This is a genomic window from Pseudocitrobacter faecalis, assembly GCF_965231525.1.
In the GTDB taxonomy this organism is placed as follows: Bacteria; Pseudomonadota; Gammaproteobacteria; order Enterobacterales; family Enterobacteriaceae; genus Pseudocitrobacter; species Pseudocitrobacter faecalis.
This window is the reverse complement of record NZ_CBDDNJ010000002.1, coordinates 2,490,715-2,512,723: the sequence shown is the minus strand read 5'-3', so window position 1 is coordinate 2,512,723 and position 22,009 is coordinate 2,490,715. Positions and strand designations below refer to the sequence as shown.

Sequence of the window (22,009 nt, the reverse complement as noted above, 5' to 3'; positions counted from 1 at the left end):
AGAGTGTGTCGTATTCAAGGAAATTATAATTTTATTATAAAGAGAAGTCATTATGAGTAATCCCGGGAATAAAATGGGCGTAATGCACCTGACGATATTAACAGCGGTGAATATGCTGGGGTCAGGCATTATTATGTTACCGACAAAGCTTGCTGAAGTAGGCACAATGTCTATATTGTCCTGGCTGGTGACCGCATTTGGGTCGCTTGCGCTGGCATGGGCATTTTCGAAATGCGGTCTCTTTAGTTCGAAAAGTGGCGGCATGGGCGGCTATGCAGAGTATGCATTTGGAAAGTCAGGAAATTTCATTGCTAATTATACGTATGCAATAAGTTTATTAATCGCCAATATCGCCATTGCAATTTCTGCCGTAGGTTACGGAACGGTTTTATTTGGCGCAGAACTTACTCCGGTTCAGGTTTGCCTGGCCACAATTGCAGTGCTGTGGGTGACGACTGTATTAAATTTCGGTGGGGCAAAAATAACAGGGCAAATTGGTTCTGTTACCGTCTGGGGCGTCATTATTCCTGTTGTAGGGTTATGTGTTATTGGCTGGTTCTGGTTTAGTCCATCGCTTTATGTTAGCGCATGGAATCCCAATAATATGGATTTCTTCTCCGCAATTTCAACGTCAATCTCTATGACGCTGTGGGCATTCCTGGGATTAGAATCTGCCTGTGCGAATATGGATACTGTCGATAATCCGCAAAAAAATGTTCCCATTGCCGTTTTCGGCGGTACGCTGGTTTGCGCCGTTATCTATATTTTATCCACTAACGTTATCGCGGGTATTGTCCCGAATCTCGATCTTCTGCACTCTACAGCACCGTTTGGTTTGGCTTATGCTTCAATGTTTACGCCGGTGGTCGGAAGCATTGTTATGTTCCTGATGGCGCTGGCCTGCATTGGATCGCTGCTGGGCTGGCAGTTTACCGTGGCCCAGGTCTTCAAATCTTCGGCCGATATCGGTTATTTCCCTCGCGTGTTTTCACGCGTCACGGCGAAAGATGCGCCCGTTGTTGGCATGATTATTTTAGGCATTATTCAGACGTTACTGGCATTGATGACCATAAGTCCGTCGTTGAATAAACAATTTAATAGTTTGGTTAATCTGGCTGTCGTAACTAATTTGGTGCCTTATGTTCTCTCCATGGCAGCGTTAATACCGATGCAAAAATTAGCAGCAATTCCTGGTGGGCAGATGAAAGCCAACACATTTATTGCACTGCTGGGTACTATCTATAGCTTCTATGCACTTTATTCATCTGGTGAAGAAGCCATGATGTTGGGGGCGTTAGTCACATTCTCTGGCTGGACTTTCTGGGGCATGTTTATCCAGAAAAAGGATGAGAGCGCAGTAACGGCTTATCAGGGATAAGAAAATGAAAATAATTGCAATCATGAATCACTTTGGTGTTCTGGCAAAAGAAGCACCTATCGAAGAACTGCATAAAAAGTTACTGGCAGAACAGTATCGTATTATTTATCCAGAGGATGTGGATGACCTCATGGAGTTGGTTGAAAATAACGCGAAAGTATGTGGTGTTGTTTTTGACTGGGATACATGGTCAGTGCTCTTACCAAAAAATATCTCAGGATTAAATGAACAGTTGCCAATGTATGCATTTTCAAGTCAGCGTAAGCAGCTCGAAATAAATGTAGAGGATCTTGGCCTTAACCTTCATTTTTTCGAATATGCTTTTGACGAGGTGGATGAGATTGCCGCACGCATTCAGCGCGGAACTGACGCCTATTTTGATGCGATTCTTCCACCGTTTACGAAAGCGCTGTTTCGCTATGTAGACGAAGGGAAATACACGTTTTGCACACCGGGCCATATGGGCGGAACGGCTTTCCAGCAAAGCCCAGTGGGGAGTCTTTTCTATGACTTTTTTGGCGCAAATACCATGAAGTCAGATATCTCGGTGTCTGTGTCTGAACTCGGTTCGCTTCTTGACCACTCCGGCCCTCATCGTGAAGCAGAGAATTATATCGCTGAGGCATTTAACGCCGACCGCAGCTACATGGTGACAAACGGCACATCGACAGCCAATAAGATTGTGGGCATGTACGCCGCACCTGCGGGAAGCACTATTTTAGTTGACCGTAATTGCCACAAATCGCTGACCCATTTAATGATCATGAGCGACGTCACGCCAATCTACTTTCGTCCAACGCGAAACGCGTGGGGAATTTTAGGCGGTATTCCTCGCAGCGAGTTTGCTCGCGAAACGATCGAAGCGCGTATAAAACAGACGCCAGGTGCGACCTGGCCCGTTCATGCCGTGATCACCAACTCCACCTATGACGGGCTACTTTATAACACCGACTACATTAAACAGACGCTGGATGTAAAATCCATTCACTTTGATTCTGCCTGGGTGCCCTATACCAATTTCAGCCCCATCTACAAAGGGTTGTGTGGAATGAGTGGCGAGCGTGTACCGGGTAAAGTGATATATGAAACGCAGTCTACACATAAATTGCTGGCCGCTTTTTCCCAGGCTTCAATGATTCATATTAAAGGGGAGGTGGAAGAGGAGACCTTCAACGAAGCGTTTATGATGCATACTTCTACGTCGCCTCACTACGGTATTGTTGCCTCGATTGAAACCTCTGCGGCGATGATGAAAGGAAATACGGGTAAGCGATTGATGGAAAACTCCATCCTGCGCGCCGTTCGTTTCCGTAAAGAGATTAAAAAGATTAAGTCCGCTTCAAATAGCTGGTTCTTCGACGTCTGGCAGCCAGACGATGAATCTTTGGCACCTTGCTGTTGGAATCTTACACCGGAAGCAGAATGGCACGGATTTAAAAATATCGATGATGGGCACATGTTCCTTGATCCCATTAAAGTCACTCTGCTCACTCCTGGTATGGATAAACAGGGCAAAATGGAGGAGCAGGGGATTCCGGCATCCATCGTGGCCAGATATCTCGATCAGCATGGCATTATTGTCGAGAAAACAGGCCCCTATAACCTCTTATTCCTGTTCAGTATTGGTATCAATAAAACCAAAGCGCTGAGCCTGCTGCGAGCATTAAATGATTTCAAATGTGCCTACGATCGTAACGAGCTCGTCAAAGAGATGCTGCCCTCGGTCTATGAAAAGCAGCCCACGTTCTATGCCGGTATGCGCATTCAGGAGCTGGCAAACGGCATTCATCAACTGATTCGCCAGCACAAGTTGCCAGAGTTAATGTTCCGCGCTTTTGAGAATTTACCCACGATGGTGATGAACCCTCATGCGGCTTTCCAGAAAGAGCTTCATGGCGAGATAGAGGAGATCTACGTCGACGACATGATTGGGCGGGTCAGTGCCAACATGATTCTGCCGTATCCGCCAGGTGTACCTCTGGTGATGCCCGGAGAGATGCTAACCGAGGAGAATCGCCCTACGCTTGAGTTCATACAAATGCTCTGTGACATTGGTGCCTGGTATCCTGGGTTTGAAACGGATATCCATGGCGCTTATCGACAAGCCGGTGGTCGTTATACAGTTAAAGTGATTAAAAACGTGCGTTAAGCGCACCTGACACCCTGCCCCTTATTGTTAAGGGGCAGACAGAAGCATCATGACACACTTTCTCTTATGCATTTTTTCGTTGAGATAAGAGTTAATTATGACGCGTTCTTATCGTAACGGTGTTCTGAGGCCATGAACCCATTACAAAATGTTACAAACCCCCTCATAAACCTGCGTAGTTCGCTAAGCTTAGTGTCACGCAGCACAAAAAATGGTCAACGCCATTGCTGCGGGGGAATGACTCCCTGATTTCACGTAATGCAATATGATGTCTAATCAACTGGAGGTCAGAAATGGCAAATCATCGTGGTGGTTCAGGTAACTTTGCTGAAGACCGGGACAGAGCATCAGAAGCAGGTCGTAAGGGTGGCCAGCACAGCGGCGGTAATTTCAAAAATGATCCGCAGCGCGCCTCCGAAGCAGGTAAAAAGGGAGGGAAAAACAGCCATGGTAGCAACCGCAACAGCTAACCTCTCACATGGCTGAGTTAATCCGTAGCGAGTGTTTATACACTCTGTAACCCCCTCCGCCGCCGATGGATCCGGCGGCTTTTTATTATGCGTCTCCGCCTTGAACTGTGACCTTGCTCACTGCACACTGTAAGGCTGTTTGATTTCCCGGCGGCATCATGTCTTTTTTCTCACGCTACGCATTCTCTGTTAAGCCTCAGGAAGCTATCCTGATCCTCATCACCATGTTCTGGGGCGGCACTTTTCTCGCCGTGCAGTACGCGGTCTCCCTCAGTGGGCCGTTCTTTTTCGTTGGCGTACGCTTTGCGATGGCAGCGGTCGCCGTTGGAGTGCTTTGCGCGCGCTCACTGCGTGGTTTGACACGTCTTGAATTGAAAGCAGGCATGGTGATTGGTATCGCCATTGCGCTGGGTTACAGCCTGCAAACCTGGGGATTGCAGTCGATTCCCAGCAGTAAATCCGCTTTTATTACCGCCATGTATGTTCCGCTGGTGCCGCTGTTGCAGTGGCTCTGCCTGGGGAGAATGCCGGGTCTGATGTCCTGCGTGGGCATCGTGCTGGCTTTTATCGGGCTGATTTTTCTTGCCGGGCCAAATGGCGATTTGCTGGCGCTCGGGCAGGGCGAGCTGATTACGCTTGCCAGCGCGGTGGCGATTGCTGCTGAAATTATTCTTATCAGCGCCTGGGCAGGGAAAGTCGATGTGCGGCGGGTGACCGTTGTACAACTGGCGACGGCGTCGATTGTGGCGTTCGCCATGATGGTACCTGCTGGCGAAAGCGTGCCGCCTGTATCCTCTGGATTGCTGATAGTGGCGTTGGGACTGGGGATCTTCAGCGCCATTATTCAGGTGACCATGAACTGGGCCCAGCGCAGCGTATCGCCGACGCGCGCGACGGTTATTTATACCGGTGAACCCGTATGGGCGGGGATTTTTGGCCGACTGGCGGGGGAGCGTTTACCCGCGCTGGCGCTACTCGGCGCCGCCTTTATTGTGGTGGGCGTACTGGTCAGTGAAATGAAATTTAAGCGTAAAAAGATACCGCAATCGGCTACGGAAGCATCACTTAATCAGGAGCCGTAAGTATCACGCCTGTGTATGCCTCCCGCTTTTGCTATGCTGTGGAGGCTAATTACAGGAGAGGGCGTATGGCTCAGGACGCAACTAAGAAAAGCGGAAAACGCTCGCAGGCAGTCAGTGCAAAAAAACAAGCCATTCTTTCGGCTGCGCTCGATACTTTTTCCCAGTTCGGTATTCATGGCACACGCCTGGAGCAGGTGGCGGAGCTTGCCGGCGTGTCAAAAACCAATCTGCTCTACTACTATCCCTCTAAAGAGGCGCTTTATATCGCCGTGATGCGGCAAATTCTGGCTATCTGGCTGGCGCCCCTGAAAGCATTTCGTGAAGATCTCGCCCCGCTGGTGGCAATCAGAGAGTACATCAGGCTGAAACTGGAAGTCTCACGTGACTACCCGCAGGCGTCGCGACTGTTCTGCCTTGAGATGCTGCAAGGCGCGCCGTTGCTGATGAACGAACTGACAGGCGATTTGAAGGCGCTGGTCGAGGCAAAATCCGCGATTATCGCTGCGTGGGTCAATACAGGGAAACTCGCACCAGTCGATCCCCATCACCTCATTTTTATGATTTGGGCAACGACCCAGCACTATGCGGATTTTGCCACCCAGGTGGAAGCCGTGACGGGCGCGACATTGCAGGATGACGCCTTCTTTCAGCGCACGGTCGACAATGTGCAGCAGATGATTATCGAAGGCATTCGTGTCCGTTAATTGGCGTTCGCGGGCGGCAGCGGGCAACTCAGGTCTCCCTCTTCGCACTGTAACAGGGAAGCGAGAAAGGCTTCCCGCTCGGCGGTTTTATCCGTCAGGCACTGGTTACGCACCATTGGCTGCACGCTACCACCTTCGCTACTGGAACTGAGCAGTTCGCAATCGGCATCGCGGGAAGCAATCCATGCGTTCTGCGCTTTTTTCAATTGCTCACGCTGCGGTTCCTGTGCGCGCTTTTGTGCTGCCTGATACGTCTCGTTTAACTTCTTATCCGCCGCCTGATATTGAGCGGCAGTGCATTGATTCAGGTCGCTCTGGGTGCTGGCGTCATTGCATTCATCCGCCAGTGCCAGGCCGCTTGCCATCAGGGTGATCATCGCCAGTAAGGTACGTTTCATCTGTTCACTCCCTTAAAAAAGATGTCGATGAATATAGTACGAATCGCTTGCGCTGCGAAAGGGGCGAGTTGGGAATATCACCTCCTACCAGTGTGCGCTTTTCTGATTTTATACGCCGCCATAGACCGCATGAGTGAAGATGGTTGATCATCATTCACCGCTATTTAAAAAGTGTTCAATAACAGGGATGACGGGCGATGTGTGGTGGTGAAAATACCTTTCGGCTGGGGCTTTATACATTGGCCTGGCCGATATTTGTCGAGCAGTTGCTGCGATTGCTGATGAACTACGTCAGCGTGTTTATGCTGGGGCACTATTCCGATGAAGCGGTGGCGGCGACCGGTGTCGCCAGTCAGATTCTGGCAATATCGGTTATCTTTTACGGTTTTTTGACCGTAGGTGTGCAGATTGTTGTTGCACAGCTTATTGGCGCGAAAAAGTTTCACCGCGTGGAATACGTGATAACTAACGGGCTGGTGGTGGCCTTCATCATCGGCGTGTTGATGAGTTTTCTCTTTATTTTTCTGGGGGAAGGTTTTTTGCGCGCACTCGGGTTGAGCGAACGCCTGGTCAGCGTGGGTGCGCCGTTTATCCAAATTATTGGCGGCAGCTCGGTGATTATTGCGCTTTACTCCTCGGTGCTGCCTATTTTACGTACCCACGGTTACGTGCGTCAGGCGATGGTGGTGCCCATCACGGTGAGCGTGGTGAACGTAATTCTCAACTATATGTTCCTCTATGGCCCGCTTCATTTTCTGGACATGGGGGTGACCGGCGTCGGCATTGCCAGTAGCATCGCCAACATTGTGGGCATGGTGCTGAGCGTCTGGCTGCTGAATAAATACATTGGCTATCGTTTTCGCTGGCAGAAACTGAAACAGTGCTCGCGCAAAATGCTCAGTTCTATCCTGCAATACGGTCTGCCGTCCGCCGGCGAGAACTTATCCTACGCAGGCTCCCAACTGGTGGTGACGGCCATTATCGCGCTGTTGGGTACCGAAGCGCTGACCACCAAAATTTACGCTTCCAGCATCAGTCAGTTTGTCGCGCTGTTTGCCATGTCGATAGGCCAGGCCTCGCAAATTATCATTGGCCGGGCGATTGGCGCGCGCGAGCTGGATACCGCCTATCGTCAGGGAATGCGCAGTTGGCGAATTGGCTTGTTCATTGCCTTGCTGGTGAGTGCGCTGCTGGCAACGTTCGCAAGGCCTATAATGGCGCTGTTTACGCCAAGCGAAACGATTATTGAAATGGCGCGGGTGCTGTTTATGTACTCCATTTTGCTGGAGCTTGGGCGTGCCACCAACATCATCGTGATCAGCTCACTCAACTCAACCGGGGATGTGCGTTTTCCGTTTATCTGCGGAATTATTGTGATGTGGATTGTCAGCCTGCCGTTCTCGTACGTTCTGGGTATTTCCGCCGGTCTGGGGCTGGTGGGAGTATGGTTGGCGTACATTATTGATGAGGGCGTGAGAGCCGCGTTGATGTACCGACGCTGGCAGAGCCGAATCTGGACGACGAAATCGCTGTTTTGATTAGCGGCGAACCGGGGTTAATAATCTTTTAATAAGCCATTATTAACCCTGCTTTGGGCATCGGTTCGGTAAAATCAGCGTCTGTTTTTTACCCGGTTTTTGCCCGTTATGTCTGTGTACCCCCTCGCGCGCTGTTTGTTTACATGGTGCGTTCTGCTCCCTGCTATGTCGTTTACTGTCGCATCGCATGCTTCCTTCAGTTACGCCGCCCACGAGCGGATGCAAAACCGTGCGCGGCTGCTAAAACAGTACCAGGTACATTTGAAAAAACAGGCCAGCTATATTGTTGAAGGCAATGCTGAAAGTAGAAGGGCACTGCGCCAGCATAACCGCGAGCAGATTAAACTGCATCCTGAATGGTTTCCTGCGCCACTCAAGGCGAATGACAGACGCTGGCAGGCGCTGGCGGAAAACAACCATTTCTTAAGCAGTGACCATCTGCACAATATCACCGAAGTGGCGATTCACCGTCTGGAGCAACAGCTTGGCAAGCCTTACGTCTGGGGTGGTACGCGGCCCGATCAAGGCTTCGATTGTAGTGGGTTAGTTTTTTATGCCTACAACAAGATCCTCGAGGCAAAACTCCCGCGCACGGCCAACGAGATGTACCACTATCGCCGGGCAACCATTGTGGCGAATAACGATCTGCGCCGGGGCGATCTGCTGTTTTTTCATATCCACAGCCGCGAGATTGCCGATCATATGGGCGTGTATCTGGGCGATGGGCAATTTATCGAGTCGCCGCGTACTGGCGAAACCATTCGGATAAGTCGGTTAGGGGAACCTTTCTGGCAGGATCATTTTTTGGGCGCGCGGCGGATTTTGACGGAAGAGACGATTTTGTAAACGGAAAATACTGATGAACACATAAAGGGTCGGATGCCACCCGGCATCCGACCTGTTTACATCTGGACTGAAAACTCACGTTCTAAAACATCAACAATGAGCTGGTTTTTTGAAATGGAATGTTGTCTGGCGACGATGGTCAACCGTGAATCGATGTGATGAGGAACACGAAGCGTCAGGCGTTTTTGCTCTTCTTCTTCACGAAAAGGGGCAATGCCGTCCTCTTCACAATCCGCCACCCACTCATCCAGCGCACTTTCACCTTCCCGGTATAACGCCTCAATGCTTGTCGCCACAAAGTCGCAATAACCATTTACATTGAGGAATTTGCCGCGAAATGCGTTGATATCGGCTTCAAATGTCACTGCGGCTGGTTGACCTTTAATTGTGATAATGTTCGATGCTTTATTCATAATCTACCCCTACACAGTTAACGAACCACTCCTTAAGACCTGCTACTGCACCTTTATCCATCACATTCTTTGGATGTGGCTCATGTGTACTGAATTTGGTTGTTCCAATCTGAAATTTCCTTCTGGAACCATTGTTATTTTTTATTGTTCCACCCACTGCTTTAATGAGTGCAACAACATCATCCCATTTAATTCCAGATTTTGGCGGCTCCGTCATAACATCGTCGAATGTTTTTCTATGACGAGAGCCGAGCGCGCTGACCTTAATCATACTATCAATCCATGACGTCATTGTATGGTGTCATCGTAATCTGTTTACAGCATGACGTCAATCAATGACGTCATGCTGCATGGCATTGAAAAGAATCCCAATCAACTCAACGCCCCCATAATCTTCAACTCCAGCTCATCCGGCACTTCGTTATACGACAGCACATGCAGCCCCGGCGCAAACAATCTCGCATAGCGCGCCAGCAAAGGGCGTAACTGCGGCGGCACCAGCAGCACCGGGTCTTTTCCTGCCGCTTTCATCTGCTCCTTTACCTGCGGCATCGTCGTCTGAAATTGGTTGAGCATATTCGGGTCGACCGGCACGCTGTCGAGCATCACTTTGCCGGCCTGTTGCGCCTGATTCACCACGTTGGTGAGCAGATTTTCCAGCTCATTGTTCAGCGTATACACCGTCAGCTCCTGCTTACGCACGAACGGATGGGTAATGCTGCGCCGCAGCGCCAGGCGCACATCGGCTGCCAGCAGAATAGGATCTTTCGTCACCGCGCTACTGGCGACCAGCACGGTGGCGATGGTGACGATATCGCGCAGGGAAACGCCTTCGGTCAGCAGCGCGCGGTACACTTTCAGCAACTGGCTGTAATTCAGCGCTGCGCTCAAATCCTCTGCCAGCCGTGGTGCCATCGACGATAAACGGTTATGCAACTGCGTAATATCGTCATAGTTAAACAAATCAGGAATATAGCTGCGCACAATCTTATTCACATGGGTAGCAATCACGCTGGCGCTGTCGATCACCTGATACCCCATATTCAGCGCCTTCGCTTTCTGCGCAGGCTGAATCCAGGTGACCGGCATGCCGTACGCCGGGTCGTTCCCCAGTACGCCGTCAATCTCGCCGTAGGTTTCGCTGGAGGGCAGGGCCATCAGTTTATCCGCCGGAATATCCGCTTCATCAGCCTTAATGCCGTTGATGAAAATAGCGTACTGGCTGGGCTTGAGGCGGAAGTTTTCCCGAATGCGGATCTCCGGTAGCAGCACGCCGTTGCCGTCAGAAATCACCTGCCGCACGCCGCGAATTCGCTGGGTGAGCGGGTTGCCCTGCGCTTTATCCACCAGCGCCACCAGCTTATAACCCAGGCTTAAACTGATGGGTTCGATCAGCGGGATGGTCTCCCAACTGACCTGTTGCTCGCTGGTTTCGGTGATGGTGCGGGTCAGCGTTTCGAGGCTTTTCTCTTCCGCCTCCGCCGCCTGCGGGCGTTTGCTCATCCGCCAGCCGGTAAAACCAAGCAGGGCGCTGAACATCAGGAACGGGAAGTGCGGCATTCCCGGCACCACCGCCAGCACAAACATAATCCCGGTGGCGGTGTAGAGCACTGACGGGCTTGCCAGCAACTGGTTACGCACGTCGTGGGCGATATCGCCGTTGTCGCTGACGCGGGTGACAATAATCGCCGCCGCAGTGGAGAGCAGCAGGGAAGGGATCTGCGCCACCAGGCCGTCACCGATGGTCATCAGCACATATTGCTGGAAGGCGGCATCGGCGCTCAGGTTGTATTTGAAAATCCCGATACAGACGCCGCCAATCAGGTTGATCGCGAGAATCATCATCCCGGCGATGGCGTCCCCGCGTACAAACTTCGACGCCCCGTCCATCGCGCCGTAGAAATCGGCCTCGCTGGCAACATCTTTACGCCGGGTTTGCGCCTGCGCCTGGTTGATCAGCCCGGCGTTAAGGTCGGCGTCAATCGCCATTTGCTTGCCGGGCATTGCGTCCAGGGTAAAGCGGGCAGAAACCTCGGAGATTCGCTCGGCCCCTTTAGTGACAACGATAAAGTTGATGATCATCAGGATGATAAACACCACGAAACCGACGACAAAGTTGCCGCCAATCACCACCTGACCAAACGATTCAATCACCTTACCCGCCGCACCCGCGCCGAGATGCCCGTGCAGCAGCACCACGCGCGTAGAGGCGACGTTGAGCGTCAGGCGCATTAAGGTGGTGATCAGCAAAATGGTCGGGAACAGGCTGAATTCCAGCGGCCTTTTTGCCGACACCGCCACCAGCAGCACCATCACCGCCAGCACAATGTTGAAGGTGAACAGAATATCCAGCAGCGCAGGCGGCAGCGGCAAAATGACCATCGCCAGAATGCATAGGATCACCAGCGGCACGCCGAGATTACCGCCGCGCAGCAGCGCGAGGAACGATTTAGTTGTTTTCGCCATCCAGTTTAAGCACCTCTTTGGGAATGGAAATATGTCTGTTCAGGGCCGGGCGCGGCTGTGCGCCGTCGCGCCAGTGTTTCATTTGCAGGACGTAGGTCAGAACGTGGGCGATGGCCCGGTAAAGCTGGAACGGAATTTGCTGATTCACCTGGGTGGTGTAGTAAACCGAGCGCGCCAGTCGCGGGAACTCGACCACTTCCACCTGATTCTCAGCGGCGACCTGGCGAATATAGAGGGCGATTTCATCGGTGCCTTTTGCCACCACAAACGGCGCAGCGGCGCGCGACGTGTCATATTGCAACGCCACGGCGTAGTGGGTCGGGTTGGTGATCACCACGTTGGCTTTCGGCACCACTTTGCGGATTTGCCCCATCGCCAGCTGCCGTTGTAGCCGCCGCACGCGCGCCTTCACTTCCGGTTTGCCTTCCTGATTTTTGTACTCTTCTTTCAGCTCCTGTTTGGTCATCTTCAGCCCTTTGGTGAAAAGGGCTTTCGCCAGCGGCACGTCGACAAGCGCAAAGAAAATAAACAGGATGACAAAGTTGCGCATCACGCTGGCGTAGAGCGATAAACCCTCATTCATCGCCAGCTTAAAAGGCAGCGCCTGTAGGCCGAGAAAGGCGGTAAAGTTATTGCGTAGGCTAATCCACAGCATCACCAGCACCACCACCGACTTCACCGTCATCTTTCCCGTTTCCGCCAGATGTTCACTGGAGAACAGCCGCCCAATGCCTTTTAACGGGCTGATTTTGCTGAAGTCCGGGAGGATTTTTTTCGGCAGAAACAGCCAGCCGCCAGGCACCAGCGAAGAGAGCAGCGCGGCGGCGGGCATCGGCAGCAGCGTGAGAATAAACTTGCCGAGAATTAACAGGTGATGGCGCAGAAACTGGCCGATAACGTCCGGATTATTAATCTGCTGCGCGTACTGATGCACGCTGATAAAACTCTCGCGCACAAAATCGGCATACCACGGGAAGCTGCTGGAAATCACCACAAACGCCGCAAACAGGCTCGCCGCCAGCCCCATATCCTTCGAGCGCGGCAGTTGCCCCTCTTCACGCGCTTTACGCAGCTTTTGCGCCGAGGGCTTCTCTGTTTTTTCTTCGCTGCTGCTATCCGCCATAGTGACCTTTCAGCGCGTCGAGTTGCTGCAACACAAAATTCGCCAGATGCAGATAGTGATCCGGCAGGTTGTAGAGCAGGGTGGCAAAGCAGACCAGCCCCGCCAGCATGTTGATGGGAAAGCCGAGCGAGAAGAGGTTCAGCGGCGGCGCAATGCGGTTGAGCAGACCAAAGCAGCCCTGCACAATCAGCATGATAAAAGTGGTCGGCAGCGCCAGCAGCGATGCGGATGCCAGCACCCAGCTAAAAGCTAGTGCGATAGTCCGCAGAGTTTGCGGATGCAGCGCGTTGCCAATCGGCCAGTAGGTGAAGCCCTTGTACAACACGCTCACCAGCAGCAGATGCCCGTCCATGGCGAAAAACAGCAGGATCGCGTAGACGTTGATAAGCTCCGCCAGCACGGTGGTTGATGCGCCGCTGCTCGGGTCGTTCATCACCGCCATGCTCATCCCCATAATGAACGAGAGAATTTGCCCGGCCAGTTGCAGCGCGAGAAACAGAAACTGAAACATCAGCCCGAATAACATCCCCCATAAAATTTGCTCCACCGTCAGGATCAGGCTGTTGAGTGAAAGCAAATCATGGGGAATGGGATGCGGGATCAACGGCGTGATGATAATTGCCAGCGCCAGCGACAAAATAATCCGCACGCGCACGGTCAGGGCGCTGTTATCCAGCACCGGCACATAGCGCAGAAACGCCATTATGCGCACGAAGGGAAACCACAGCCCCAGCGCCAGATCCATCAGTTGTGTCACGTCGCTTGTGCGCATCTTAATGCACCAGCAACGCGGCCTGGCTAAACAGGTGAATGCACAGGTCATGCAACTGGATAATCATCCATTTGCCGCACACGCCCAGCACGACCAGCGTGACAATCAGCCTTGGCAGAAAGCTCAGGGTCTGTTCGTTAATCTGCGTTACCGCCTGGAACACGCTCACCAGCAGGCCGACCAGCAGGCTCGGCACCACCAGCACCGAAACCAGCAGGATCACCACTTTTATGCCGCTGGCGACAATGTCGGCGGCTACGTCAACGGTCAGCGTCATCAGCCCAACCCCAGCCCGCGAATGCTGGTGGTGAGCGTGCCGATGGTCAGCGACCAGCCGTCGATCAGCACAAACAGCATGAGCTTAAAGGGCAGCGAAACAATCAGCGGCGACAGCATCATCATCCCCATCGCCATCAGCACGCTGGCGACAATCAGGTCGATAACCAGAAACGGGATGTAAATCATAAAGCCAATCTGGAAGGCGGTTTTCAGCTCGCTCAACACATAGGCAGGCACCACGATGGAGAGATCCTGGTCGGCGGCATTGCCCGTCGCGCCGCCGATGGTCATGATTTGCGCCATCGCTTTTTTGTCGGTCTGCGCCAGCATAAAGCGTTTGAGCGGCGTAGCGGCGGTGCTTAGCGCATCGGTCAGGGTAATCTGATCGTTTTCAAACGGCACCACCGCGTGGTCGTAAATATTGAGCCAGATAGGGCGCATCACCAGTAGGGTGAGAGACAGCGCAATGCCAATCAGAATGCGGTTTGGCGGCGTTTGTTGCAGCCCCAGCGCCTGGCGCAGCAGCGACAGCACGATAATAAAGCGCGTAAAGCAGGTCATCATCAGCACCATCGTCGGCAACAAACCGACGAGGGTCATCAGAATCAGCACCTGAATTTTGACGCTGTATTCCTGGGTGTTGCCGTGGGTCACCACGTTAAGCAGCGCAATATCGCCGCCCTGGGCCAGTGCCAGCGGCGCGAGCGCCAGCAGTGCCAGACCCAGCATCAGTTGAGTGCGGCGTTTCATGGCGCCAGATCGTTGATGTCGCGGGTGTTAAACTCCAGCACGCGCAGGCCGTACTTCTCGTTGACCACCACCACTTCCGCTTTGCCCAGCAGGATATTGTTCACTTTAATATCCAGCGGCTCCCCGGCGAGTTTATCCAGTTCAATCACCGTGTCGTCGTCGATGTTAAGCAGGTCGGCTAACATAATCTCCACCGACGACACTTCCAGCGTTAAGGTCACCGGAATGCGTTTCAGCAGCGTCATTGAGTCGGAAAAGCGGTCTTCCAGGCGGGTGACCAGCGTCTCGGCGTCGGCGGATTTCACCGCTGGCGCAACGTCATCGGTGAGGCCAAAATCCGCGGATAAAATATCGTCTTGTTTACTCATGGCTATTCTCATTTTTGCCCGCTAAGTCCGACAAAAACAGCTTGTCTTTGTCTTCCACAATCAGGGCGCTAAATAATTCAGATTGCCCAATCGCTACCGGAAAAGTTTCTCCCAGCGAAATGGGTAAAATATCGCCGGCTTTTATCTGCGTGAGATCCGCGACATTCATCGACAGCTCGGCAATTTTGACGTTCAGGGTCAGCGGCAGGGAGCGGATGATTTCTTTAATCAGGGCCGGTTTATTAACCGGCTTCGCCGCCTGCTGCGGTTTACTGTGTTCGCTGTGGCGAATCAGATTTAAAATAAAATCGGTATGGGCGTCGTCGAGCAAAATACGAAAGCTGCTCTCTTCATCACCCGCGAGGGTAAAGGTTAATTGATACGCCCAGTGGGTAATCACCGTGCTGCTGTCCAGTTTTAATTTCAGCGCAATACCGGAGGTTTGCGGATTAAAAATCAGCGCGCCGATATCCAGCGCCAACCGACTTTTTAAACGCATTTCGGTTTTGGTCGGCAGCCCATCGTGGGATTTCGCCTCTTCGAGGGATGATTCCAGACCATAAAAATTGCCCAGCAGCATTAACAGCAAGGAGCGATCAATATCAAACGCCAGATGCCCGACCTGCGAAACCATCAGTTCGGCGTTTTTATTGCTGATATCCATTTCGCAGCCAATCTTTTTTAAGGTGATATTGCTGCGATGCTTTTTGAGAAAGTAGCTGCCAAGATGCGAATCAATAATGTCAAAATTCCCTGTAAACAGGGTCGGCAGGCGATGGTAGGGGCGTCCGAGCCGATTACCTTCTAATTTAAAGATGCCTGGCGTTTTACTGTACTTCAGCATGGGTTACTTTCTCTGCTGTAATGGTAAGGGTGTTTCTGTGTCCGCAAGTCCGGCAGTGACACAAGGTGAGGTATTAAATAGAGGGAGCGAGAAAGGGGCAAATTATTAATCGGGTGAAAAAATAATTAAATGATTAAAAGGTGAGATATCGGGCATCGGCGCACCATTGCCGGATGCGGCGTAAACGCCTTATCCGGCCTACCGTTCGGGCGCGGGCTTGTTGGCCTGATAAGACGCGCAGCGTCGCATCAGGCATGGCGTTGCATGTAATTCATTGTTTAAAAACAAATAATATTTTTATTATCGTTTAATTCAGAATTGTTAATCCCGCTGGTGATACGCTTCAGAACATCCTGTTTTCTGTCGCTATTTATATCGTTCGTCCTATGTCTGAACTTATTGCATCTGCCGCTTCCAGCATTAACGCTTTTACGCTGGCAAAACGTGTCGCCGCTTTTAACGTTCCGGTGCTCATTCAGGGCGAAACCGGTGCGGGCAAAGAGTGCGTGGCGAAATATATTCACACCGTGGCTTTTGGTGAAAATGAAAACGCACCCTATATCGGTGTAAACTGCGCGGCGATCCCGGAAAATATGCTGGAAGCCACCTTATTTGGCTACGACAAAGGCGCATTTACCGGCGCCATTGCCAGCGTGCCGGGGAAAATGGAACTGGCAAATAATGGCACCTTATTGCTCGATGAAATTGGCGATATGCCGCTGGCGCTACAGGCTAAAATATTACGCGTGTTGCAGGAACAGCAGGTTGAACGATTAGGCAGTAATCGGCAAATTAAACTTAATTTTCGCCTGATTGCCTGCACCAATAAAAATCTTGAGCAGGAAGTGGCTGCCGGACGTTTTCGTGAAGATCTCTATTATCGTCTGGCGGTGATCCCCATTACTATGCCGCCGCTGCGTGAACGTCTGAACGATATTATTCCGCTGGCCGAATCGTTTATAAAAAAATACTCCACGGTGCTGGTGAAAAATATCACCCTGTCGGAATCCACTCGTCGCGCGCTGCTGAATTACCGTTGGCCGGGTAATGTGCGCCAACTGGAAAACGCCATTCAGCGGGGAATGATTTTAAATCGCGACGGCGTGATTTTCCCGGACGCACTCGGTCTGCCAGAAACAGACGTAACCGAAAATACAGAACTGCAATGGCCCATTCAGCCCACCGTACCTGTTGCGGAAACTCGCGATTTAGGCCAGCACGGACGTAGCGCCCAGTATCAATATATCGCCGACCTGATGCGTAAATATCAGGGCAACCGCAGCAAAATCGCCGACCTGTTAGGCATTACCCCGCGCGCGCTGCGTTATCGACTGGCCTCCATGCGCAAGCACGGTATTGAAGTTTTCTCCTGACCCGGAAGTTAAAAATGAGCATTACCACAATCAACAGCACCATGCAGGCGCAAATCATGCAGGACGTGCAGCGGATGCAGGCCAACGCCCAGGCGTCGGTGCTGCCCGCCATGACCTTCAGTTCCACCGACCCGGACGTGTCGTTTAACCGCATTATGAGCGGCGCGCTCAGTCATGTTGACCAGTTCCAGCAGGTGGCGGAACAGCAGCAAACGGCTATCGACATGGGCAAAAGCGATGACCTTGCCGGGGCGATGATCGCCAGCCAGCAGGCGTCGCTCTCTTTTTCCGCGCTGGTGCAGGTGCGCAATAAAATCGCCACCGGATTTAACGATCTGATGAGTATGTCGATCTAACCCTATGAATGAACAAATCAAGAAGTTAACCCAGGCACTTCCGGCGTTTCGGCTGCGTCTCGCAGGTAATAAACGCTGGGCGCTGATGGCGGGGCTGGGGCTTGCGGTTGCGGCGACGGCGATTATCGTCAGCGTACTGTGGACCGGCAATCGCGGCTACGTTTCGCTCTACGGACGCCAGGAAAATCTCCCTGTGTCGCAGATTGTCACCGTGCTGGACGGCGAAAAACTTACCTACCGCATCGACCCGCAAAGCGGACAAATTCTGGTGCCGGAAGATGAATTGTCGAAAACGCGCATGACGCTTGCTGCGAAAGGCGTGCAGGCGATTTTGCCCAGCGGCTACGAGCTGATGGACAAAGACGAAGTGCTCGGCAGCAGCCAGTTCGTGCAGAACGTGCGCTATAAACGCAGCCTCGAAGGGGAGTTGGCGCAGAGCATCATGTCGCTGGACGCGGTGGAGAGCGCGCGGGTGCATCTGGCGCTTAACGAAGAAAGCTCGTTTGTGGTCAGCGATGAGCCACAAAACAGCGCCTCGGTGGTGGTGCGCCTGCACTACGGCGCGAAGCTGAATATGGACCAGGTTAACGCCATTGTGCATCTGGTTTCCGGCAGTATTCCGGGGCTACAGGCTAATAAAGTCAGCGTCGTCGATCAGGCAGGAAATCTGCTGACCGACGGCATTGGCGCTGGCGAGGCGGTTTCTGCCGCTACCCGTAAACGCGATCAGATCCTCAAGGATATTCAGGACAAAACCCGCGCCAGCGTAGCGAACGTGCTGGATTCTCTCGTCGGAACAGGTAACTACCGCATCAGCGTGATGCCGGATCTTGACCTCAGTAATATCGATGAAACTCAGGAACACTACGGCGATGCACCGAAAATCAACCGTGAAGAAAACGTGCTGGACAGCGACAGTAGCCAGCTGGCGATGGGTATACCCGGTTCGCTCAGCAATCGTCCGCCAGTTGCGACCGCCCCCAATCAGGTAACCAGCGGCGCAACGCCAGCCGGAGAAAACCGTTCACCGGAAGCCTCAACCAGACACAGCGAAAGCAAGCGTGACTACTCATACGACCGCAGCGTTCAGCATATTCAGCATCCCGGCTTTGCGGTGAAACGCCTCAACGTGGCGGTGGTGCTCAATCAAAACGCCCCGGCGCTGAAAAAATGGAAGCCGGAGCAGACCACACAGCTTACCGCGCTGCTGAACAATGCTGCCGGTATCGACGCCCAGCGCGGCGACAATCTCACCTTATCGCTGCTCAACTTTGTGCCGCAGGCGGTGCCGGTCGAGCCGGTCATTCCGCTGTGGAAAGATGACAGCGTACTGGCGTGGGTACGCCTGATTGGCGGCGGCCTGCTGGCGCTGTTGCTGCTGTTCTTCGTGGTGCGCCCGGTAATGAAACGGCTGACGGCGGTACGTGCGCCGGTTATCCCGCCAGAACCGGAAGCCGTCAGCGAACCGTGGATTGCCACGCCGGAAGAGGAGCGTAAAAACGTCGACCTGCCGTCGCTGCCTGGCGATGACAGCCTGCCGTCCCAGAGTTCCGGCCTCGAAGTGAAACTCGAGTTCCTGCAAAAACTGGCCATGAGCGACACCGATCGCGTCGCCGAAGTACTCAGACAATGGATTACCAGCAATGAGCGAATTGACAATAAATAAGAGCAACAGCTACCTGGAACAGGCGGCGATCCTGCTGCTGTGTCTGGGTGAAGAAGCGGCGGCGACGGTGATGCAAAAACTGAGCCGCGAAGAGGTGGTGCGCCTGAGTGAAAACATGGCGCGGCTTTCCGGCGTCAAAACCAGCATGGCGCGCAAAGTGATCAACAACTTTTTTGACGAATTCCGTGAACAGAGCGGGATTAACGGCGCATCGCGCTCTATGTTGCAGGGCATTCTCAATAAAGCTCTCGGCACTGAGATCGCCAGCAGCGTGATCAACGGCATTTATGGCGATGAGATCCGCTCGCGGATGGCGCGCCTGCAATGGGTGGAACCGCGCCAACTGGCGATGCTCATCTCCGAAGAGCATCTGCAATTGCAGGCGGTGTTTCTCGCGTTTTTGACGCCGGAAATCTCGGCGGCGGTGCTCTCGTATCTCAACGAATCGGTGCAAAACGAAATTCTCTATCGGGTGGCGAAACTCAATGACGTTAACCGCGACGTGGTGGATGAACTTGACCGCCTGATCGAACGCGGCCTGTCGGTGCTTTCGGAGCACGGATCGAAGGTGAAAGGCATCAAACAGGCGGCGGATATCGTCAACCGCTTCCAGGGCAACCAGCAGGTGATCCTCGACCAGATGCGCGAGCGCGACGAAGACGTGCTGGAGCAGTTGCAGGATGAGATGTACGACTTCTTTATCCTCAGTCGCCAGAACGAAGAGGTGCGTAGGCGTCTGCTCGACGAAGTGCCGATGGAAGACTGGGCGGTGGCGCTGAAAGGCACCGAAGCTCTGCTGCGCCGTTCCATTTACGCGGTAATGCCAAAACGTCAGGTGCAGCAACTGGAAGCGATCACCGCGCGTCTGGGGCCGGTGCCGGTCAGCCGTATCGAACAGATCCGCCGCGAAATCATGGGTATCGCCCGTGAACTGGAAGAGGCGGGCGAAATGCAGCTACAGCTCTTTGCGGAACAGACGGCGGAGTAACCCATGACCATTGAAACACTGCGCGGACGCTATCGCCTGCATCGATTTCCGCCGCGCCAGCGGGCCGTGGCGAGTGAACCGCTGATCGCGGGGATCAGCGCCGCCGACTACCAGCGCCAGTTAAAAGACGGTTTTCAGGAAGGGCTGCAAAAAGGCTTTGAGCAGGGGATGACCGAAGGCATCGACCAGGGATTTCTTGAAGGCCATCAAAAAGGGTTTGACGATGGGCGACGCCAGGGCTACACCGAAGGCAGCCTCGCCGGGCAGCAGGAAGGGCGCAAACAGTATATCGAGGCGGCGCAACCGCTGGAAAACATCACCCGTAAAGTGAACGACTTCCTTGCCCATATCGAACGTAAACAGCGGGAAGATTTGCTGCAACTGGTGGAAAAAGTGACCCGCCAGGTGATCCGCTGCGAACTGGCGCTCCAGCCGACGCAACTGCTGGCGCTGGTGGAAGAGGCGCTGGCGGCGTTCCCGTCCATGCCGGAAACCCTGCAAGTAATGATGAGTGCGGAAGAATTTAACCGCATCCGTGACGCGGTGCCGGAAAAAGTGAACGAATGGGGGCTGATGCCTTCACTTGATTTAGCGCCGGGCGAGTGTCGGGTGATCACCGATAAATCAGAGCTGGATATCGGCTGCGAGCACCGCCTTGAACAATGCATGACCGCGCTGAAAGAGACGCTAACGCCGGAGTCGCAGGGTGAGTGATTTTTCCGCTTTCGATAACGCCCTGCGCTCGCTGGAGTCTATCCCGCTGGCCCGCGTCGCCGGGCGGCTGGTGCGCCTTAACGGCATTCTGCTGGAGAGCGTCGGTTGCCCGTTAATGACCGGGCAACTGTGCCGTATTGAAAGCGCCAATCACACGCTTATCGACGCCCAGGCCGTGGGCTTTAATCGCGACATCACCTACCTAATGCCGTTTAAACAGCCGGTCGGACTGATGGCGGGCGCACGCGTCTTCCCGGAAGAAAAAGCCCACGATATTTTGATTGGCGAAAGCTGGTTAGGCCGCGTGGTTAACGGCCTCGGCGAGCCGCTGGATGGCAAAGGGCGCTTAAATGGCAGCGATCTTTTGCCGCCGCTGCCGCCGTCTGTCAATCCCTTAACCCGCCGTTCGGTGGACGAGCCGTTAGACGTGGGCGTGAAAGCGATCAACGGCCTGCTGACCATCGGCAAAGGCCAGCGCGTTGGGCTGATGGCGGGTAGCGGGGTGGGGAAAAGCGTGCTGCTGGGGATGATCACCCGCCAGACCAAAGCCGACATTGTGGTGGTCGGGCTGATTGGCGAACGCGGGCGCGAAGTGAAAGAGTTTATCGACCACTCGCTGGGCGAGGACGGGCTGGCAAAGTCGATTGTCGTCGTCGCGCCCGCCGATGAATCTCCGCTGATGCGCCTGAAAGCCACCGAACTGTGTCACTCCATCGCCGCCTGGTTTCGCGACCGTGGGCATCACGTTTTACTGCTGGTGGATTCCCTGACCCGCTACGCAATGGCGCAGCGGGAAATCGCCCTCTCGCTCGGCGAACCGCCTGCCACCAAAGGTTATCCACCATCGGCATTCGGCATGATCCCCAAACTGGTCGAAAGTGCAGGCAACAGCGAAAGCACCGGCTCGATGACCGCCATCTACACCGTGCTGGCGGAAGGCGACGACCAGCAAGATCCAATAGTCGATTGCGCCCGCGCGGTGCTGGACGGGCATATCGTATTAACCCGCAAACTGGCGGAAGCGGGGCACTATCCGGCCATTGATATCGGCCAGTCGATCAGCCGCTGCATGAACCAGGTCACCAGCCGGGAACATCAGCAGGCTGCCCGCGCGATGAAGCAAAATTACGCTGCATATATGGAGATCAAACCGCTGATCCCGCTCGGCGGTTATGTGCCAGGCGCAGACGCCAGCGTCGATAAGGCGGTAAAAATGTACCCGACCATCGAGCGATTTTTACGCCAGGAGATGCGCGAACCCGCCTCCCTTGAACTGGTGCAAAGCCGCCTGCAAATCCTCTTTCCCGCCACTAAAAAGGCAGAACAGTAACC

23 protein-coding genes are annotated in these 22,009 nt (G+C 53.5%); 13 read left to right on the top strand and 10 right to left on the bottom strand.

The window, feature by feature from the left end:
• Positions 1 to 52 precede the first annotated feature (52 nt).
• The 5 genes from potE to rutR all read left to right on the top strand — a co-directional run bounded on the left by potE (position 53) and on the right by rutR (position 5,783).
• Positions 53 to 1,378: a putrescine-ornithine antiporter gene (gene potE / locus ACOXYR_RS12670; RefSeq protein WP_421355952.1), complete on the top strand. Its 1,326-nt coding sequence runs from the start codon at positions 53 to 55 to the stop codon at positions 1,376 to 1,378.
• A 4-nt stretch (positions 1,379 to 1,382) separates the two neighbouring features.
• Positions 1,383 to 3,527 (top strand): lysine decarboxylase, encoded by a 2,145-nt coding sequence (gene cadA, locus ACOXYR_RS12665; protein ID WP_421355953.1) that lies wholly within the window; start codon positions 1,383 to 1,385, stop codon positions 3,525 to 3,527.
• Positions 3,528 to 3,820: 293 nt separating this feature from the next.
• Positions 3,821 to 3,997, top strand: a complete 177-nt coding sequence (locus tag ACOXYR_RS12660) for a con-10 family general stress protein (protein WP_015964929.1) — start codon at positions 3,821 to 3,823, stop codon at positions 3,995 to 3,997.
• A gap of 158 nt (positions 3,998 to 4,155) precedes the next feature.
• The gene (locus ACOXYR_RS12655; RefSeq protein ID WP_108474441.1) at positions 4,156 to 5,079 is read left to right on the top strand and encodes a DMT family transporter; all 924 of its coding nucleotides are present in this window, start codon (positions 4,156 to 4,158) and stop codon (positions 5,077 to 5,079) included.
• A gap of 65 nt (positions 5,080 to 5,144) precedes the next feature.
• A complete protein-coding gene (rutR, locus tag ACOXYR_RS12650) occupies positions 5,145 to 5,783 on the top strand; it encodes an HTH-type transcriptional regulator RutR (protein ID WP_108474440.1) in 639 nt (212 codons plus the stop codon).
• Here rutR and ACOXYR_RS12645 read toward each other — a convergent pair.
• Positions 5,780 to 6,181 carry a lysozyme inhibitor LprI family protein gene (locus ACOXYR_RS12645; RefSeq protein ID WP_108474439.1) on the bottom strand — a complete coding sequence of 134 codons (402 nt, stop codon included), beginning with the start codon at positions 6,179 to 6,181 and terminating at the stop codon, positions 5,780 to 5,782. The two genes, rutR and ACOXYR_RS12645, sit on opposite strands and share 4 nt — an antisense overlap.
• 197 nt (positions 6,182 to 6,378) lie before the next feature.
• Between ACOXYR_RS12645 and ACOXYR_RS12640 the strand changes: the two genes are divergently transcribed.
• Together ACOXYR_RS12640 and ACOXYR_RS12635 are read left to right on the top strand one after the other, a co-directional pair.
• A complete protein-coding gene (locus tag ACOXYR_RS12640; RefSeq protein ID WP_108474438.1) occupies positions 6,379 to 7,719 on the top strand; it encodes an MATE family efflux transporter in 1,341 nt (446 codons plus the stop codon).
• A gap of 108 nt (positions 7,720 to 7,827) precedes the next feature.
• A complete protein-coding gene (locus ACOXYR_RS12635; protein WP_108474437.1) occupies positions 7,828 to 8,565 on the top strand; it encodes a C40 family peptidase in 738 nt (245 codons plus the stop codon).
• Positions 8,566 to 8,621: 56 nt separating this feature from the next.
• On the opposite strand, the gene ACOXYR_RS12630 is transcribed toward ACOXYR_RS12635, so the two are convergent.
• From ACOXYR_RS12630 to ACOXYR_RS12590, 9 genes are all read right to left on the bottom strand, one after another.
• Positions 8,622 to 8,978 (bottom strand): type II toxin-antitoxin system HicB family antitoxin, encoded by a 357-nt coding sequence (locus ACOXYR_RS12630; protein ID WP_407732539.1) that lies wholly within the window; start codon positions 8,976 to 8,978, stop codon positions 8,622 to 8,624.
• On the bottom strand, positions 8,971 to 9,249 hold the full coding sequence (locus tag ACOXYR_RS12625) for a type II toxin-antitoxin system HicA family toxin (protein WP_000598760.1): 279 nt from the start codon (positions 9,247 to 9,249) through the stop codon (positions 8,971 to 8,973). Before ACOXYR_RS12625 ends, ACOXYR_RS12630 begins: the two co-directional genes overlap by 8 nt.
• A gap of 101 nt (positions 9,250 to 9,350) precedes the next feature.
• Positions 9,351 to 11,444 carry a flagellar biosynthesis protein FlhA gene (flhA, locus tag ACOXYR_RS12620; protein ID WP_421355954.1) on the bottom strand — a complete coding sequence of 698 codons (2,094 nt, stop codon included), beginning with the start codon at positions 11,442 to 11,444 and terminating at the stop codon, positions 9,351 to 9,353.
• A complete protein-coding gene (gene flhB / locus ACOXYR_RS12615; protein ID WP_421355955.1) occupies positions 11,428 to 12,567 on the bottom strand; it encodes a flagellar type III secretion system protein FlhB in 1,140 nt (379 codons plus the stop codon). The genes flhA and flhB overlap by 17 nt, the downstream gene beginning before the upstream one ends.
• A complete protein-coding gene (fliR, locus tag ACOXYR_RS12610) occupies positions 12,557 to 13,339 on the bottom strand; it encodes a flagellar biosynthetic protein FliR (protein ID WP_421355956.1) in 783 nt (260 codons plus the stop codon). The genes flhB and fliR overlap by 11 nt, the downstream gene beginning before the upstream one ends.
• Before the next feature lies 1 nt (position 13,340).
• Positions 13,341 to 13,616, bottom strand: coding sequence for a flagellar biosynthetic protein FliQ (locus tag ACOXYR_RS12605; protein ID WP_113858532.1), 276 nt, complete (start codon positions 13,614 to 13,616; stop codon positions 13,341 to 13,343).
• Positions 13,616 to 14,368, bottom strand: coding sequence for a flagellar type III secretion system pore protein FliP (fliP, locus tag ACOXYR_RS12600; RefSeq protein ID WP_421355957.1), 753 nt, complete (start codon positions 14,366 to 14,368; stop codon positions 13,616 to 13,618). Before fliP ends, ACOXYR_RS12605 begins: the two co-directional genes overlap by 1 nt.
• The gene (locus ACOXYR_RS12595; protein WP_189623589.1) at positions 14,365 to 14,736 is read right to left on the bottom strand and encodes a FliM/FliN family flagellar motor switch protein; all 372 of its coding nucleotides are present in this window, start codon (positions 14,734 to 14,736) and stop codon (positions 14,365 to 14,367) included. The genes fliP and ACOXYR_RS12595 overlap by 4 nt, the downstream gene beginning before the upstream one ends.
• Positions 14,729 to 15,580 (bottom strand): FliM/FliN family flagellar motor switch protein, encoded by an 852-nt coding sequence (locus ACOXYR_RS12590; protein WP_421355958.1) that lies wholly within the window; start codon positions 15,578 to 15,580, stop codon positions 14,729 to 14,731. The genes ACOXYR_RS12595 and ACOXYR_RS12590 overlap by 8 nt, the downstream gene beginning before the upstream one ends.
• Positions 15,581 to 15,966: 386 nt before the next feature.
• Between ACOXYR_RS12590 and ACOXYR_RS12585 the strand changes: the two genes are divergently transcribed.
• From ACOXYR_RS12585 to fliI, 6 genes are read left to right on the top strand one after another with little or no spacing between them, the layout of a single operon-like run.
• Positions 15,967 to 16,953, top strand: coding sequence for a sigma-54 interaction domain-containing protein (locus tag ACOXYR_RS12585; RefSeq protein WP_421355959.1), 987 nt, complete (start codon positions 15,967 to 15,969; stop codon positions 16,951 to 16,953).
• A 14-nt stretch (positions 16,954 to 16,967) separates the two neighbouring features.
• Positions 16,968 to 17,309 carry a flagellar hook-basal body complex protein FliE gene (gene fliE, locus ACOXYR_RS12580; RefSeq protein WP_421355960.1) on the top strand — a complete coding sequence of 114 codons (342 nt, stop codon included), beginning with the start codon at positions 16,968 to 16,970 and terminating at the stop codon, positions 17,307 to 17,309.
• Positions 17,310 to 17,313: 4 nt separating this feature from the next.
• A complete protein-coding gene (gene fliF / locus ACOXYR_RS12575) occupies positions 17,314 to 18,975 on the top strand; it encodes a flagellar basal-body MS-ring/collar protein FliF (RefSeq protein ID WP_421355961.1) in 1,662 nt (553 codons plus the stop codon).
• Positions 18,953 to 19,963, top strand: a complete 1,011-nt coding sequence (locus ACOXYR_RS12570; protein WP_421355962.1) for a flagellar motor switch protein FliG — start codon at positions 18,953 to 18,955, stop codon at positions 19,961 to 19,963. Before fliF ends, ACOXYR_RS12570 begins: the two co-directional genes overlap by 23 nt.
• Positions 19,964 to 19,966: 3 nt before the next feature.
• A complete protein-coding gene (fliH, locus tag ACOXYR_RS12565; RefSeq protein WP_421355963.1) occupies positions 19,967 to 20,677 on the top strand; it encodes a flagellar assembly protein FliH in 711 nt (236 codons plus the stop codon).
• Positions 20,670 to 22,007: a flagellar protein export ATPase FliI gene (gene fliI, locus ACOXYR_RS12560; RefSeq protein ID WP_421355964.1), complete on the top strand. Its 1,338-nt coding sequence runs from the start codon at positions 20,670 to 20,672 to the stop codon at positions 22,005 to 22,007. The genes fliH and fliI overlap by 8 nt, the downstream gene beginning before the upstream one ends.
• The last annotated feature ends 2 nt before the right edge of the window (positions 22,008 to 22,009 follow it).